The organism is Bacillus sp. ISL-4, from assembly GCF_018613275.1.
GTDB lineage: Bacteria > Bacillota > Bacilli > Bacillales > DSM-1321 > Peribacillus > Peribacillus simplex_E.
This window is the reverse complement of the sequence record NZ_JAGGQN010000002.1, coordinates 1-13,141: the sequence shown is the minus strand read 5'-3', so window position 1 is coordinate 13,141 and position 13,141 is coordinate 1. Positions and strand designations below refer to the sequence as shown.

Below are 13,141 nucleotides of genomic sequence, written 5' to 3'. Positions count from 1 at the left end.
AATTGTATTTTGATAACACTTTTGATATCTTCACAAGAGAGGTGAAAGTTATGGACAAAAAAGCTCTTTTTGAAAAAATGGTCACATTTACAACTTCCGTACATCAAGTGACACACGAATTGACCCAAAACGCCAAATCCGATTCCATCACGCCGGTACAATATAAAATTCTTGTATATATAACAGTCAGTCAGCCTGTCACACCAAGTGAAATCAGTGACTGTCAGCACATCTCCATGCCTAACACGAGCCGTGAACTGAAAAAATTAAGCGAAAAGAATTTAATTGAAAAGATAAGTGATTCGGAAGATAGACGGAAACAATACATCCGCCTCTCCAAAGAGGGGGAAATGATGATGAACGAGGCTTTTGCAATCGTGGAATCCCGTTTCCAAAGCCGGCTGCAACATGCATCAAAGGAAGATTTAGCGGATATTGACCGTGCCCTGGACATTCTTCAATCAAAACTTTTTTACTAAATAAACAAAAATGGCTCCCGAGATTGAAGTTGACAGAGAATCAACTTCAATCTCGGGAGCTCCTTCATAATCTCCATGCATGTTTTATAATCAGGTACCGCAAAAGGTGCGGTATGGCTTTGTTGACTCAGGCAGTGCGGCGTACTCAGCTTGTTCCTCGCAGTGTGCATAAGGTTTTGCAAGAACATCCAAAAGCCGTTCCATCACGCTGTAGTCCCCTTGTTCCACTGCCGCTTCCAACGCCTCTTCCACTCGGTGATTCCGTGGGATCACTGCAGGATTGCTGTTCTGCATCAACTGATTCGAAGATTCTTTCGATTCCTTCTGCCTGCCCAGTCTTGCCTGCCAAAGCTCTTGCCACTGAGCGAATTCCGGTGTACCGAAAAGGACCGTGTCCTCCACTTTATCAAAGGTCAAAGCACGGAACGTATTGGTATAGTCGGCACCATGCTTCTTCATCATACTGAGGATGCCATTAATAAGGGCTTCATCCTGAGTCTCTTCGTTGAATATCCCCAGTTTCGCCCGCATTCCTGCTAACCAATTAGCGTGATACAGATCATTAAAAACAGAAATCTTATCTTGGGCCAGTGTAACGGCCTGATCTTGGTCATCATGCAACAGCGGCAATAGGGATTCAGCGAATCGTGCAAGATTCCATCCCCCAATAACCGGCTGGTTGCCATAGGCATAGCGGCCTTGTCTATCAATTGAACTGAATACCGTTGCAGGATCATAGGCATCCATGAAGGCGCAAGGGCCATAATCGATGGTTTCCCCGCTAATCGTCATGTTGTCGGTGTTCATCACCCCATGAATGAAGCCAACCAGCTGCCATTGGGCGATAAGCTCAGCCTGACGCTTGACCACTTCCTGCAGCAGCGAGAGATAACGGCTTTCATCGGCTTCAATGTCTGGAAAATGACGCTTAATGGCATAGTCGGCAAGTGTCCGGAGTTCCTCGAGCGTGCCCCATTTTGCAGCGAATTGAAAGGTTCCGACACGAAGATGACTCGAAGCCACACGGGTCATGATGGCCCCAGGCAGCCCGGTTTCACGGATTACCGTTTCACCTGTCGTCACAACAGCCAGACTCCGGGTGGTAGGAATGCCGAGCCCGTGCATCGCCTCGCTGATGATGTATTCGCGCAGCATCGGTCCAAGTGCAGCCCGGCCATCGCCCCCGCGGGAGTATGGCGTTCTTCCTGGACCCTTTAGCTGGATATCGACCCTCTCGCCTTCTGACAAGACCTGCTCGCCAAGCAATATTGCCCGGCCGTCCCCTAACATGTTAAAATGACCGAATTGATGCCCAGCATATGCTTGTGCAAGAGGCGAAGCACCTTCAGGAACCTCGTTTCCGGCAAACACCTTCACACCATCTTCGCTTTGAAGCTTTTGAACGTTCAAACCAAGATAATCCGCCAAAGGTTCATTCAGAATGATCAACTCCGGTGAACGTACAGGAGTCGGGTTCGTGCTCGTGAAAAACTTTTCCGGAAGACGCGCATAGCTATTGTCTAAATTCCATCCTGTTTCATTAGTCATGGTTTCTCCTTTTCTTATTTTGACTTTTGTATAAATGTTCTTTCTCTCAAGATTCATATTAAAACACGCGATAAAACTCAGTTGCAGTCCATATTAATGTCTACTTCTGCCAATTAATTATACCGTTTCTTCATAAAAATGGCTCTTTTAAAGTAGCGTTAAATCCATGACAACTCCCAGGATTTCATAAAACGATTGTCTAAAGCACCAATATCCTCATCGGTCCCTTAGAATGAAAAAAAGCACCCACAGACACTTGCTTTGATGAGGCTTGGCAGACTGTCGGCGGGAAGGGGGCGGATTACTGAATTCAACTGGCACGTTTTTCAAAGAAAAAAAACTGTAGGCAAACTCGCTTTCTTCGAGTTTTGTCTACAGTCTGAAGTTTGCCGTCGATTCGGCAGGCTTTTTTATATCATCTATGATTCTCCCAAACAGGTGAACAGAAACTTGCTGTGGAGGATTCATGTTTTCTGAATGCCCCCCACCTTTTTCTGTCATCTTCCTTCCCTATTCGTCTCCAACATCCCTCTTCCAATCCAGGATATGCTTAATTCAGTAAAGTCAGGCTGATAAAGGCAATGCCAAATATACAGTACAGAATGAGGGTAAAGGGCTGGGGAAAAATAATATATACTATCATACTAATGATCATCAGCAGGATGCTGAAGGCATTTATCCTATCTCTCCATATACTCACCTTTGGTCAACTCCTTTTCCACAAGCGTAAGGTACATTTTCATCGCAAACTTCTTCCAGTGCTGCCTGATCGGCTTTGAGGAAGCACTCCTCCCACAGTCAAAGCCAACATCAGCAAAAAGTAGAGTTTCTTCTTCATCCTTCATTCCACTTTGTTATAATGGCTGTGTGCCTAATTTGTATTTTTTCATTTTTCGTTAGTAAGTAAGCGACTGATAATTTATAATTATAAAATTGAACCCGCTAAACAGCCATGTAGCCAAAATGATAAATCCATAAAAATAATTTAAATATTCAGACTTTTTAAGGGGTATGAAGTGAATGATCTATAAAACTTTCAAGGTTGTATTAAGAGCCTTGCACAAAGGACAAACCGAGGAATTCGCTTATGTTTTTGAAGGGAAAAGCTTGCTGATTGGCCGTGCTAGCCAGCACTCCAAAGCTGATTTCATGCTTTACAATGACTTCGTTTCCAGGGAACACTGTCGGATATATATGGAGGAAGGACAGCTCTTCATTGAGGATTTGGCAAGCAAACACGGTACCTCTGTGAACAAGATGCCGCTCGTACCGGGCAATCCCTGTCACATTGAACCGGGGGATTCAATTACTTTGATCAATGGACTGATTGAATTCATGATTTCCATCGACAACGATTTAACACGGGATTTCACTCCGGTGAACCCCGATTTCCAGCAAACCGTCACTATCAATGAGCACCTTCAGACCGTGATCATCAATGAAGAAGCACCCATTAAAATGCCGACAAAGGAATTCAATTGCTTTAAGCTGCTTTATGAAAATTTGGACAACCTTATTTCAAAAGAAGAGATTGTCCAGCAAGTATGGCCAGAGAGAGTCGGTGAGCCTGAGCAAATTGTAACGGCAGAAGAAATCGCTTCACTGCTGTACCGGGTGCGGAAACGGATAAATGGGCACTTCGCAATAAAAGCCGTCATTCAAAAAGGATATTATATGGAATCCATCCATTCATTCAATCTATCGGACTTATAATCACAATCATTCGAAGACATGAAAAAAAGCATTGCTGATAACAATGCTTTTTTTCATGTTTATATCAAGGACGGCAAGCAGGTATCCACCCAGTCCATTATCATTTCTTTGGCAAGTCCAGATTAGTGAATTCATCGACTGGAACGATGTCTTCTTCCATGTCCATCACCTTCAGCACAACACGGTCTCCTACATTCGTCAACACGATATCAGATAGCGCATTGACACCAGGGTCCACCGAGAACCTCTTGGCATTGCCTTCGACGATCAAATGGAATACGTATCCATTTGAGAGATTGGCATCATTGATCCTTATTACCTTCCCCTTTATTTCTTTCAACTCAAATCCTTTTTGAGGAGTCACACCGCTCACTTTCCCTAAAGAGGCAATCAGTTTTTTATAATTACGGAAAGCTTCGTCTTTCGTTTTCCCAAAGACCACTTGGGGATTATCACTATTGGCGTAAACGATCGCCACACCTTGGAACTTGCTGCCCTTTGTAACCGGAATCACATAAGTGGGAGCACCGTAAATCGTATAGAAAATTCCATTAGTGGCTTTCCAGCCTGGATATTTAGACAAAAACTCACTCGCATTTGCGTTGGATTTTGCCTCCTTTCCAGTCAGTACGGACGTAACGCCTTTATAGTACGTCATTTCACCGGTTTTGGCATTGAAAACACCGTAACCTACAAGGGTTTTGGAGTTGCCTTTTGATTTAGCCCGGGTAAAGTCCACTACATAAATCAATTCGCCTTTTTCGTTAAACGTAACTTGCATATTATCCTCATTAGGAATCAGGACATCTTTCTTCGGCCCAATCAAGGACTGGTTTTTCCACCCGTGAACATATTTCCCCCAGTAGGTCCAATATTCCAAGGCTGTTTCCAATGTGAATGTCCGATCTACCCATTTAGGTTCTTTTCCTTTTGGATAGTATTTCGTGTCCCCCGTTTCCGGATTCACCAATACCACCCCGTCCACTACGGGACCGCTGCGGTATTTCAAATAATGTCCAACTGAAGCTACGAAGAAAGGCTTTCCATCTTCGTTCGGTTCCAAATATGAATCATGGATGATTTTATTCGGATATGCCTTGCGGATGGTTCTTTCCAAATCATGATCGAGGTACTGTGAGGGAGCATACAGCATCTTCCCTTTGACAGTACTTGCCCCTTTATCCGTCGATACGGCGGAAATCAGATTATAACCTGGCGTGTATTCCGCTTTCCCGGCTTTCAAAAACCCATCCATTTCAATGGGTGATGTATAATCCAATTCATCATTGATATTGGTTAGACGGTATTCGCCTTCAGTGAAATATGATGCATTTTCTATTTTATTAATTGCTGCATCGCCTTTGGCGTCAGCCATTTTCACTGTAACGAGCGGCATGGTTTTTATATCTTGAACTTCTTCCAGCTCTTTTTTCTTATCGACCTTCGCCAATCCATGCAGATCTGCGGCTAAAGTGATCGGGTAAAACAGCATGACGACCCATGCTAATATCAAAACGACACCTAGCAAACTGTTGAAATGTACGTTCCAAGGTGTTTTTGGTTGCTTTGCCGCTTCATTCCCCCTCCGATTCCGTCGGGTGCTTGAAGATTCACTGGCACTGTACCTATACATTCTTGAATCGATGATGAGAATGAGTCCAAGAATAATGGCAAAACTCGAAAAGAATGCAGCGGCAGTAAGATCCAGCAGCATGATATCGATAACGAAAAACAATACGGCAGCAGAAACTAAAAGTCTCAGCACCTGTTCAATAAAAAAAGGTATCTCCTTTTTGGTGATTGCATTTGTCCATCTCTGCGGAATCAAGGAAAGTCCCAATATGGCAAATGGCATTTTCAATAAAATTCCTTTCAAGATGAAACCGAGTAGTGAAAGTATCATGGTTTTAAAAATCTCTCCTTGTCATGTATGTTCCCATTTACCCATTTTATCACTTTTGTACAACTAATTTACTATTTTTTAAATATATCGAAATAACGTAAAAAAAATACTAGTATTATTTACTCCAACGATGCTACTTTTATCGACTTACTATTTATATAGACTCTAGAAAAGGATGGATGCCAAAGGGGGCGAAGCCTTATGATTTATGAAGAAACTTACCAATACTTATTAAGAAATGTATCTTCCACTGAATTCGATACGTGTTTGTACGCCTTGCTCCACAGTGATTGGGACGGGGTCATCCAGAGCCCGCTTCATATGATGGCCCGAGGAGTCGGAACGACAGAAAAGTACTTAAGGCAGATCATCAATAAATTCACCGCACCACAAGGATCACTAAAAAAAGTGTTTGTGCCTGTTCATCAAGGTGAAGATATTTTATATAAGTTTAACCTTGGTCCTGCAAGTAATCTTGGCTATAACAGGAAGACGGACCGTTATTGCAAGAAATACCGTTTCTTATATTGCGATGCTTTCAAAACCTTAACGATTCATGGAAAACGGCTTCTGCTTATGGGTGCTTTCCGAATGTCCGTTTTGAAGTCTGAAGAAGTACTATTCGATTATAGTGAAATCGTTCCTGATTCAAGCTCGCTATTCACAAAGCAGCGCTTATTGGATGCAATCGATGCCATCCATGACGCTTTAGGCAATATAGTGACGATTTCTCTTGCGAGCAGAGCTTTTTCAAAGAAAGAAGTTCTGGTGTTCACCTTTACCGAAGGCGTCTTGGAGCAGTATAAGGAAAATAGGGCGGAACGGGCATTATTGCGGAGAACGATTTTTAACTCTGGCTACCTTGGGCATATCAATGATTCTGTATGCAGGGAATTGGAACGGGCCGGCAAATATATTTTCCGTTCATTTCTGCAGGAAACGAAAAACATCTCCAATGATATCCAAAAGGAACTGCAGAAGTTAGCCCGTTTCGTCTATTCTCATTCTCTTAAGAAATTTGGCCAGGCGATTCCTGCCAATGAGCAGTTACTTCTTGCCCCAAAACAAGCCTCTGCTTATTTAAGCAAAATCATGTACAATGAAACATTGGAACAGATGGTCAAGTATGCCCACCAGGCAGAATCCATCAAAAGCCTGCTTGAACGCGTTCATTTTCATAGAAACATCTCCGAGAAAGCTCTCTGCCGGGAAGTGAATGATTTGGAAATGGCTGAACATATCAAGCCCATTCTCCAAAAGTACCATCAAGCAGACTTCATCCGTCATGTGCTGAACGACTGGTGCGAAACATGGCTCATTTCCCGTGTAAAGACAGTGACAGAAGAATTCCGGGCAGAAGGAAAAGGGAAAAGTACTGATGCTGATAAGCAGGTCGCGGCCGAATATATGGCGCGGATTAGAAACGATACATATGACCAGTTGGACAGGCTGTTGACCTTGCTTCTTAAATTCGGCAATCATGCAGTTGCCCCGGCTGTCCGGAACTTCCCTCTCACTAAGAAAAAGGAAACCCTCCAATCCTATTTCGCGATCCAAAAGGAGCGTCTCGACGTTCTCTCCATTTCCTCTTAAAATCAAACGGTTTAAGCTTTTAATATGTCATTTGTTTTCCAAGAGAACGAATCCGTTCTCTTTTTTTTGCTTGTAACGAAAGCCGACTGTGAATTGCAGAATGACGATTGTGGTTTGGTGATTGGCACATTGTGGATTTCTCCCCTGAATTCGTGTATTGCATATGGATCTTGTGGATAAGGGAACTTGGGCAGCAGTTTTTTTGACGGCAGGCCATGACCCCTGTATGGGCAAGGGCATTTATCTGAAGTTATTCCAAGGGTCTAAGAATGGGTCTATATAAAGGAACTGAAAAAGGTTCTGATCATCAGTATGAATAAGGTATTGAACGTGACAAGACGCTATACGGGTAAAAGAAATGGGCCCCATTTAGAATGGAAGGCCCTCATGACTTGTTATGGTAATAATAATATTTTCCCCGAACTCTTCCGGCTTTCAAGAAGTCTATGCGCATCCGCCCCATTTTCCAACGAGAAAAGAGTCGGCTCTTTGATGAGGATTTCCCCTGACAGAATCCATTGGAACAGCTCTGCTGTTCTTCTTGTCCGTTCTTCATGGGTAGTCAGGACGTTCCAAAGGTCTCCACCTATTAATGCTTTCGATGTATCCATTAGCATTCTTGGATCGATTTTCTCAGGATCACCGCCTGCCATCCCAAAAAATACAACAGTTCCTCCAGTCTTGGTCGCCTTGAAACTATCCATCAAGGTTTGTCCCACTGATTCATAAACGACATCAAGCCCTTTACCGCCGGTTACATCCATAATGGAATCCACCCAGTCCGATCCGTAAAGGAAAACATGAGCCGCACCCATTTGTTTAGCAACAGCCGCTTTATCATTTGATGAGGTCAAGCCAATGACCTGACCGCCCTTCATCTTGATCATTTGTGTCAGTAATTGACCGACTCCACCAGCAGCAGCATGGACCAGAATGGTTTCACCTGCTTTAACTTGATGACTGTCATGAGTTAAATATTGGGCAGTCAATCCTTGAAGTAAAACGGATGCGGCCGTTTCAAAGGAAATGCCCTCAGGCAGCGGTAACAGTTTATCAGCTGGAACTGAAACCAGCTCCGCATTAGCATGGGGAACATCAGCGAACCCGACACGATCACCGACTTTCACATGATGGACATCTTCCCCAACATATTCGATGACCCCTGCCCCCTCATAACCTAGAATGAATGGGGGATCACCCACCAAATGATAATTCCCTTTCCTTCTATATACATCAGCAAAATTCAATCCGATTGCTTTCATTCGAACGATCACGGCTGATTTTGAATGTTCAGGTTCTGCAATTTCCCTTACAGATAGAACTTCCGGCCCGCCGAAATCATCAAAGACAAGTGCTTTCATCATCCTAACTCCCTTCAATGCTTCTTCATTATTTAAGATATAGGATGAACCCTTTGGTGGCAAGAAACATAAATAACCGCTCTCCCTTAAAGGCTAGAGCGGTCACTAAGTTTACTCAATCTATATTGGAACCAGGACCGTTCTTTCGTTTATTCGCAGAATATTCCTTACCGTGTGCTTCATGTTCTGCAATGATGTCCGCCTTCGGAATATGGTTATTCTTCTTCGGTGAACCGGTACGGTTGCGATGTTTTTTTCCCATAATCGTATCTCCCCTTAAATTCAATAAATGTTTAATGCCTGCTAATGTTAGCTTGTCCGATTACTCTCAAAAATAACGGCAAAATAGGCACTTCATAATAAAGGAAAAACCCTCGCGGAGGACGAATACATGTAAAACTGATATAGGAGGAGGGAAAAAAATGTTTCCTGTATTGAACACGGAAAGGTTACGCTTTCGGGAAATTCGTGAAAGTGATGCGGAAGCTGTTTTCCAATGCTTATCAAAAGATGAAGTCACCCGCTTTTATGGCCAGGATTCTTTGGAAAATGTCGAACAGGCGAAGGACATCATAACGTCCTTTGCGAAAAACTATCTTGAAAAACGAGCAATCCGATGGGGGATTGAAAGAAAAGATACACAGGAATTGATTGGTACCATCGGTTTTCATGCCCACAGTCCCAAATACAGACGGGCGGAAATCGGTTATGAAATCCATCCAGCACATTGGCGTAAAGGATTTGCGTCAGAAGCTCTTAAAGAAATTATCCCTTACGGTTTCAACGACCTTGATTTAACCCGCATCGGCGCGGTCGTTTTCCTGGAAAACCAGCCATCAAGTGAGCTCTTGCTTAAGCTGGGATTCATCCAGGAAGGAATATTAAGGAGTTATATTTACCAAAACGGTATCCCTCATGATACATATGTGTATTCCTTGCTGAAGTGAAGAAATTTGCGACACTCCTGCCGAATAACTGGCTAGCCAAGACCCCGGATACGTTTGCTTTGATGAGGCTTGGCAGACAGTCGGCGGAAAGGGAGCGGATTTCTGAAAACAGCTGGTACTTTTTTCAATAAAAAAACTGGAGTCAAACTAGATTTTCTTCTACAGTCTGTAACCCTCTTTCATATTGAAACCAAGCTCATTCGATTCAAATGCATCGGAGCATCCGTTTCCCCATTCTATTTACTTATTCGAATATGATAAAACAGCAAATAAATTACCTTAATATTCCAAATCACCCACAAAAAAAATTCACCAAAACATGACGACTCCCACTTCATGATTTAGGTGACTACAAGATAGTCCTTCAAGGCCTGCTGCAGTGTACCCTTTGTTTCTGCTTTATTATCGAGCTGAATCCCTGAACGGATCATTTTCGTAACAACCTCTGGGCGTAATCCAGTCACCACAGCTTTACACCCCATCATTGCCGTTCCATCGAGGATTTTCATCAAATCATTGATCATTTCAACTTCTATTTCGAAGATACCGGACAAATCCAAGATCAAGGTCTGTATCCGCAGTTTACCTATCTCCATCAATACTTTTTCTTCGATTATCTGTATTCGTGAATAATCGATTGTCCCGATTAACGGAAGGACACAGGTAGTGGAAGTGACGGGAATGATAGGGACGGATAGATTTTCCACCAAGTTTTGCTGAGCGAGAATCAATTTGTCTTTATAATCGGAGTAACTGACGAAAAAGGATTTAAGAAAAACATCAACACTTTCATTCACTTTTTTCTCTAATTCAAAAAAGACCTTGGAATCCTCAATAAACGCTTTCTTATCTTGTTCAAACTTATAAAGAAAGGTCCAAAGCGTTCTGCGAAGGGCTTGAATCCATTCCAGCTTGAATGAAAGCGTCAAGGAGTGGGTTGCCCACGTAACTCCCTCTTTTTCGGCAAAGGCAATCATATCCGTTTCATTCTGTTCCACTATATATCGAATGAGCTTATGTGCATTATTCAAAAGGTCGACATTTCCAATCAGTAAAATTTCTTCGATTTTATCCCTGACATTTACCGCTGCTGATAAAAGAGATTCTTCAAACTCACTTTTATTCTGCAAAAGGAATTCCATTATTTTATCTTCCTCATAAACAAAACTCACTCTTCTTCACTCCCTTTTTGAACATCCAACTGTGATTTTTGTTACTAATTACTTTCTATATGTGTGGAGTTTTTTCCTGCTAATTGCTTCTATATTAAAAATATGGATAGTAAATGAGTAAAAACCGGTTACATCTCCTCGCCTGAAAAAACATTTTTCGATGCGGAAGAAAATATCAGATGGGTGGATGATTTCCCATATTTAATGGCTTCATCGACGAAGTCTTCCAGCGTTTCCATGGAAAATGTACTGATTTTAATCAAATAACTGTATTGACCGGCTAACCGGTGGCATTCAAGTACTTCCGGATGGTTCAAGCTAAATTGATAAAAGTCTTTGCATCTATCCGTTTCGAATAATATGAATGCCGTTATGCTCCTATCAAGTTTTTCAAGTGATATTTCCGTTTTATATCCTTTTATCACTCCGCTTTCCTCTAATTTATTCACACGTTCTTTCGTTGCTGGAGCCGTTAAGGAAACTTCATGTGCCAGTTCTTTCATGGACATGCGCCCATTATTCTCCAGCAAGGAAAGTATCTTTTTATCCGTTCGATCCAATTCAATCACTCCCACTTTTTATTATTAATTAAATTAAACTAAATACATTATAAAATAAATAGAAAGGAAATGATTACGTAATTTATCGTATGTATTAGGGAATTCGCTTTTTATATAATAAATACAAATATAAATAAGGGGGATTCACGATGAAAAAAGTATTGATGCTGCTATCCAATGGATTCGAAGCGGTTGAAGCAAGTGTGTTTACAGATGTATTGGGCTGGAATAAATTAGAGGGTGATGGTACGACTGATCTGGTTACGGCAGGACTTCATGAACAATTGAAATGCACATGGAATTTCATCGTGCAGCCGGAATTGACCCTCGATCAAGTGAACCTTGATGACTTCGATGCTTTGGCCATTCCAGGAGGTTTTGAAGAAGCTGGTTTCTATGAGGATGCTTATGATCAGAGGTTTCTTGATGTGATCAAGTATTTTCATGATAAGAACAAAATCATAGCAACCATTTGTGTAGGTTCTCTACCACTAGGAAAAAGCGGGATATTGAATGGAAGAAAGGCCACTACATACAATCATCCAACCAGTAAGAGACAGGGGCAGCTAAAAGACTTTGGTGCGATTGTCGTTAATGAACCGATTGTCGTCACGGACAATATCATTACATCCTACAATCCTTCCACAGCATTCGATGTTGCCTTTACGCTCTTGGAAATGCTCACATCCAAAGATAATTGTAAACATGTGAAGGAATTGATGGGCTTCAATTAAGAATACCCTCGAAACCTACACGATTTGGATGTTGATTTCCGCTCCAGGCACTCGCTTTCCGCGGGCGGTCGGGGAGCCTCCTTGTCTTGCGCCTGCGGGGTCTCTTACCTTCCGTTCCAACCAACTGAAACTTTTTTTAACTAAAAAAACTGCAGGCAAACTCGTATTTTTCGAGTTCATCTACAGTCAGAGGTTCCGAATGAATTCGGAACCTTCTTCACGTTACTTCCAATAAGCCAATGAACGGGTTTTCATTGATTCGCGGAACTGTTTTGTTGATTCTGGCAGGACTTTATTCGTTGCATAATCGATGATGACACCATACTGGCGAATGACATCCAGACTATCCAGCTCGCCATTGGAGAATTTATCTTCTACTCTTTCTATGTTTTCCTCAAGCCATTGTTTACGGTTGTTCCTGATATACGCCCTAGCTTGATCTGTTGCTTCAACATCTATTTCGAATAAATCGAGATCTTTATCGATTTCCTTGATCACGACTCCATAGTGTTTAGATTCTGAATCAGTCACATTTTTTCACTTCCATCATTTAGGATGGCAAATCAAGATGGAAATATGTATGACAGGCGATAATGATAGACACCCTCAAAGTCCACTTTAGGTAAAGAATGGAATCTTCCAGCAGAATCTGTACTTAAATAAGCGAGAAAAGATTATTTTATGAATCTTTTTTTAAAAATCAGCTGTTTTCATGGAACTAAAGGGATATACTATAGTTTAGCTTTTATTACATTTTTGTTAGTATTTTTTCTTGCCACGCATTGTGTAATATTTTACAAGTTTTTCTATTTACATCAACAAAATGCTTATTGCAAAGGAGAATTGGATATGTCAGAAACGATTACCCAATCACAAACTGAACAACTTAATGCCAGCCAAAAACAATTAGATGTACTGGACCAATTATTAAACCCTGAGGTTCAGGAATCATTGAACACTTTAGTTGAGCAGTTACCAAAACTAACTGAGTTAGTGAATATTTTAACAAAGTCTTATGATTTCGCTCAATCGGTTGCGACTGATGATGTTTTGAAAAACGATACGGTCAGCGCCATTTCGGAGATCGCGACACCTGTTGTCGATTCAGTGAAAGGGCTTGCGGCTACTGCC

Annotated in this window: 16 protein-coding genes and 1 pseudogene; 7 read left to right on the top strand and 10 right to left on the bottom strand. The window is 41.9% G+C overall.

Annotated features, from left to right (window positions below):
• Positions 1–50: 50 nt before the first annotated feature.
• Positions 51–479: a MarR family winged helix-turn-helix transcriptional regulator gene (locus J7J00_RS01100; RefSeq protein WP_214786736.1), complete on the top strand. Its 429-nt coding sequence runs from the start codon at positions 51–53 to the stop codon at positions 477–479.
• Between the two features lie 90 nt (positions 480–569).
• On the opposite strand, the gene J7J00_RS01095 is transcribed toward J7J00_RS01100, so the two are convergent.
• From J7J00_RS01095 to J7J00_RS01090, 3 genes are all read right to left on the bottom strand, one after another.
• Positions 570–2,027 carry a protein adenylyltransferase SelO gene (locus J7J00_RS01095; protein WP_214786912.1) on the bottom strand — a complete coding sequence of 486 codons (1,458 nt, stop codon included), beginning with the start codon at positions 2,025–2,027 and terminating at the stop codon, positions 570–572.
• Between the two features lie 372 nt (positions 2,028–2,399).
• A complete protein-coding gene (locus J7J00_RS27815) occupies positions 2,400–2,528 on the bottom strand; it encodes a hypothetical protein (RefSeq protein ID WP_286201123.1) in 129 nt (42 codons plus the stop codon).
• Positions 2,529–2,707: 179 nt separating this feature from the next.
• Positions 2,708–2,872 carry a hypothetical protein gene (locus J7J00_RS01090; protein WP_214786734.1) on the bottom strand — a complete coding sequence of 55 codons (165 nt, stop codon included), beginning with the start codon at positions 2,870–2,872 and terminating at the stop codon, positions 2,708–2,710.
• A 175-nt stretch (positions 2,873–3,047) separates the two neighbouring features.
• Here J7J00_RS01090 and J7J00_RS01085 point away from each other — a divergent pair, with 175 nt between their 5' ends.
• Complete coding sequence (locus J7J00_RS01085; RefSeq protein ID WP_214786732.1) at positions 3,048–3,740, top strand: FHA domain-containing protein; 693 nt, start codon at positions 3,048–3,050, stop codon at positions 3,738–3,740.
• Positions 3,741–3,840: 100 nt separating this feature from the next.
• Here J7J00_RS01085 and J7J00_RS01080 read toward each other — a convergent pair whose 3' ends face one another.
• A complete protein-coding gene (locus J7J00_RS01080) occupies positions 3,841–5,643 on the bottom strand; it encodes a hypothetical protein (RefSeq protein ID WP_214786730.1) in 1,803 nt (600 codons plus the stop codon).
• Between the two features lie 201 nt (positions 5,644–5,844).
• On the opposite strand from J7J00_RS01080, the gene J7J00_RS01075 reads away from it, so the two are divergent.
• Positions 5,845–7,236, top strand: coding sequence for a hypothetical protein (locus J7J00_RS01075; protein ID WP_214786728.1), 1,392 nt, complete (start codon positions 5,845–5,847; stop codon positions 7,234–7,236).
• 395 nt (positions 7,237–7,631) lie between these two features.
• Here J7J00_RS01075 and J7J00_RS01070 read toward each other — a convergent pair whose 3' ends face one another.
• Together J7J00_RS01070 and J7J00_RS01065 are read right to left on the bottom strand one after the other, a co-directional pair.
• Positions 7,632–8,597 (bottom strand): quinone oxidoreductase family protein, encoded by a 966-nt coding sequence (locus J7J00_RS01070; protein ID WP_214786726.1) that lies wholly within the window; start codon positions 8,595–8,597, stop codon positions 7,632–7,634.
• Positions 8,598–8,712: 115 nt separating this feature from the next.
• Positions 8,713–8,859 (bottom strand): hypothetical protein, encoded by a 147-nt coding sequence (locus J7J00_RS01065; RefSeq protein ID WP_214786724.1) that lies wholly within the window; start codon positions 8,857–8,859, stop codon positions 8,713–8,715.
• A gap of 160 nt (positions 8,860–9,019) precedes the next feature.
• Here J7J00_RS01065 and J7J00_RS01060 point away from each other — a divergent pair, with 160 nt between their 5' ends.
• Entirely contained in the window at positions 9,020–9,544 is a 525-nt protein-coding gene (locus J7J00_RS01060) for a GNAT family N-acetyltransferase (protein WP_214786722.1), read from the top strand.
• Positions 9,541–9,675, top strand: a complete 135-nt coding sequence (locus J7J00_RS27810) for a hypothetical protein (RefSeq protein WP_286178749.1) — start codon at positions 9,541–9,543, stop codon at positions 9,673–9,675. Before J7J00_RS01060 ends, J7J00_RS27810 begins: the two co-directional genes overlap by 4 nt.
• 210 nt (positions 9,676–9,885) lie before the next feature.
• On the opposite strand, the gene J7J00_RS01055 is transcribed toward J7J00_RS27810, so the two are convergent.
• Positions 9,886–10,716: an STAS domain-containing protein gene (locus tag J7J00_RS01055; RefSeq protein WP_309487118.1), complete on the bottom strand. Its 831-nt coding sequence runs from the start codon at positions 10,714–10,716 to the stop codon at positions 9,886–9,888.
• 128 nt (positions 10,717–10,844) lie between these two features.
• A complete protein-coding gene (locus tag J7J00_RS01050; protein ID WP_214786720.1) occupies positions 10,845–11,276 on the bottom strand; it encodes an Lrp/AsnC family transcriptional regulator in 432 nt (143 codons plus the stop codon).
• 149 nt (positions 11,277–11,425) lie between these two features.
• Here J7J00_RS01050 and J7J00_RS01045 point away from each other — a divergent pair, with 149 nt between their 5' ends.
• Positions 11,426–12,010, top strand: a complete 585-nt coding sequence (locus J7J00_RS01045) for a DJ-1/PfpI family protein (RefSeq protein ID WP_214786719.1) — start codon at positions 11,426–11,428, stop codon at positions 12,008–12,010.
• A 15-nt stretch (positions 12,011–12,025) separates the two neighbouring features.
• Here J7J00_RS01045 and J7J00_RS01040 read toward each other — a convergent pair whose 3' ends face one another.
• Entirely contained in the window at positions 12,026–12,190 is a 165-nt protein-coding gene (locus J7J00_RS01040) for a hypothetical protein (RefSeq protein WP_214786717.1), read from the bottom strand.
• 42 nt (positions 12,191–12,232) lie between these two features.
• Positions 12,233–12,541: a hypothetical protein gene (locus J7J00_RS01035; RefSeq protein WP_214786715.1), complete on the bottom strand. Its 309-nt coding sequence runs from the start codon at positions 12,539–12,541 to the stop codon at positions 12,233–12,235.
• 318 nt (positions 12,542–12,859) lie between these two features.
• Between J7J00_RS01035 and J7J00_RS01030 the strand changes: the two are divergent.
• A pseudogene (locus J7J00_RS01030) lies at positions 12,860–13,141 on the top strand (DUF1641 domain-containing protein); the annotation flags it as partial.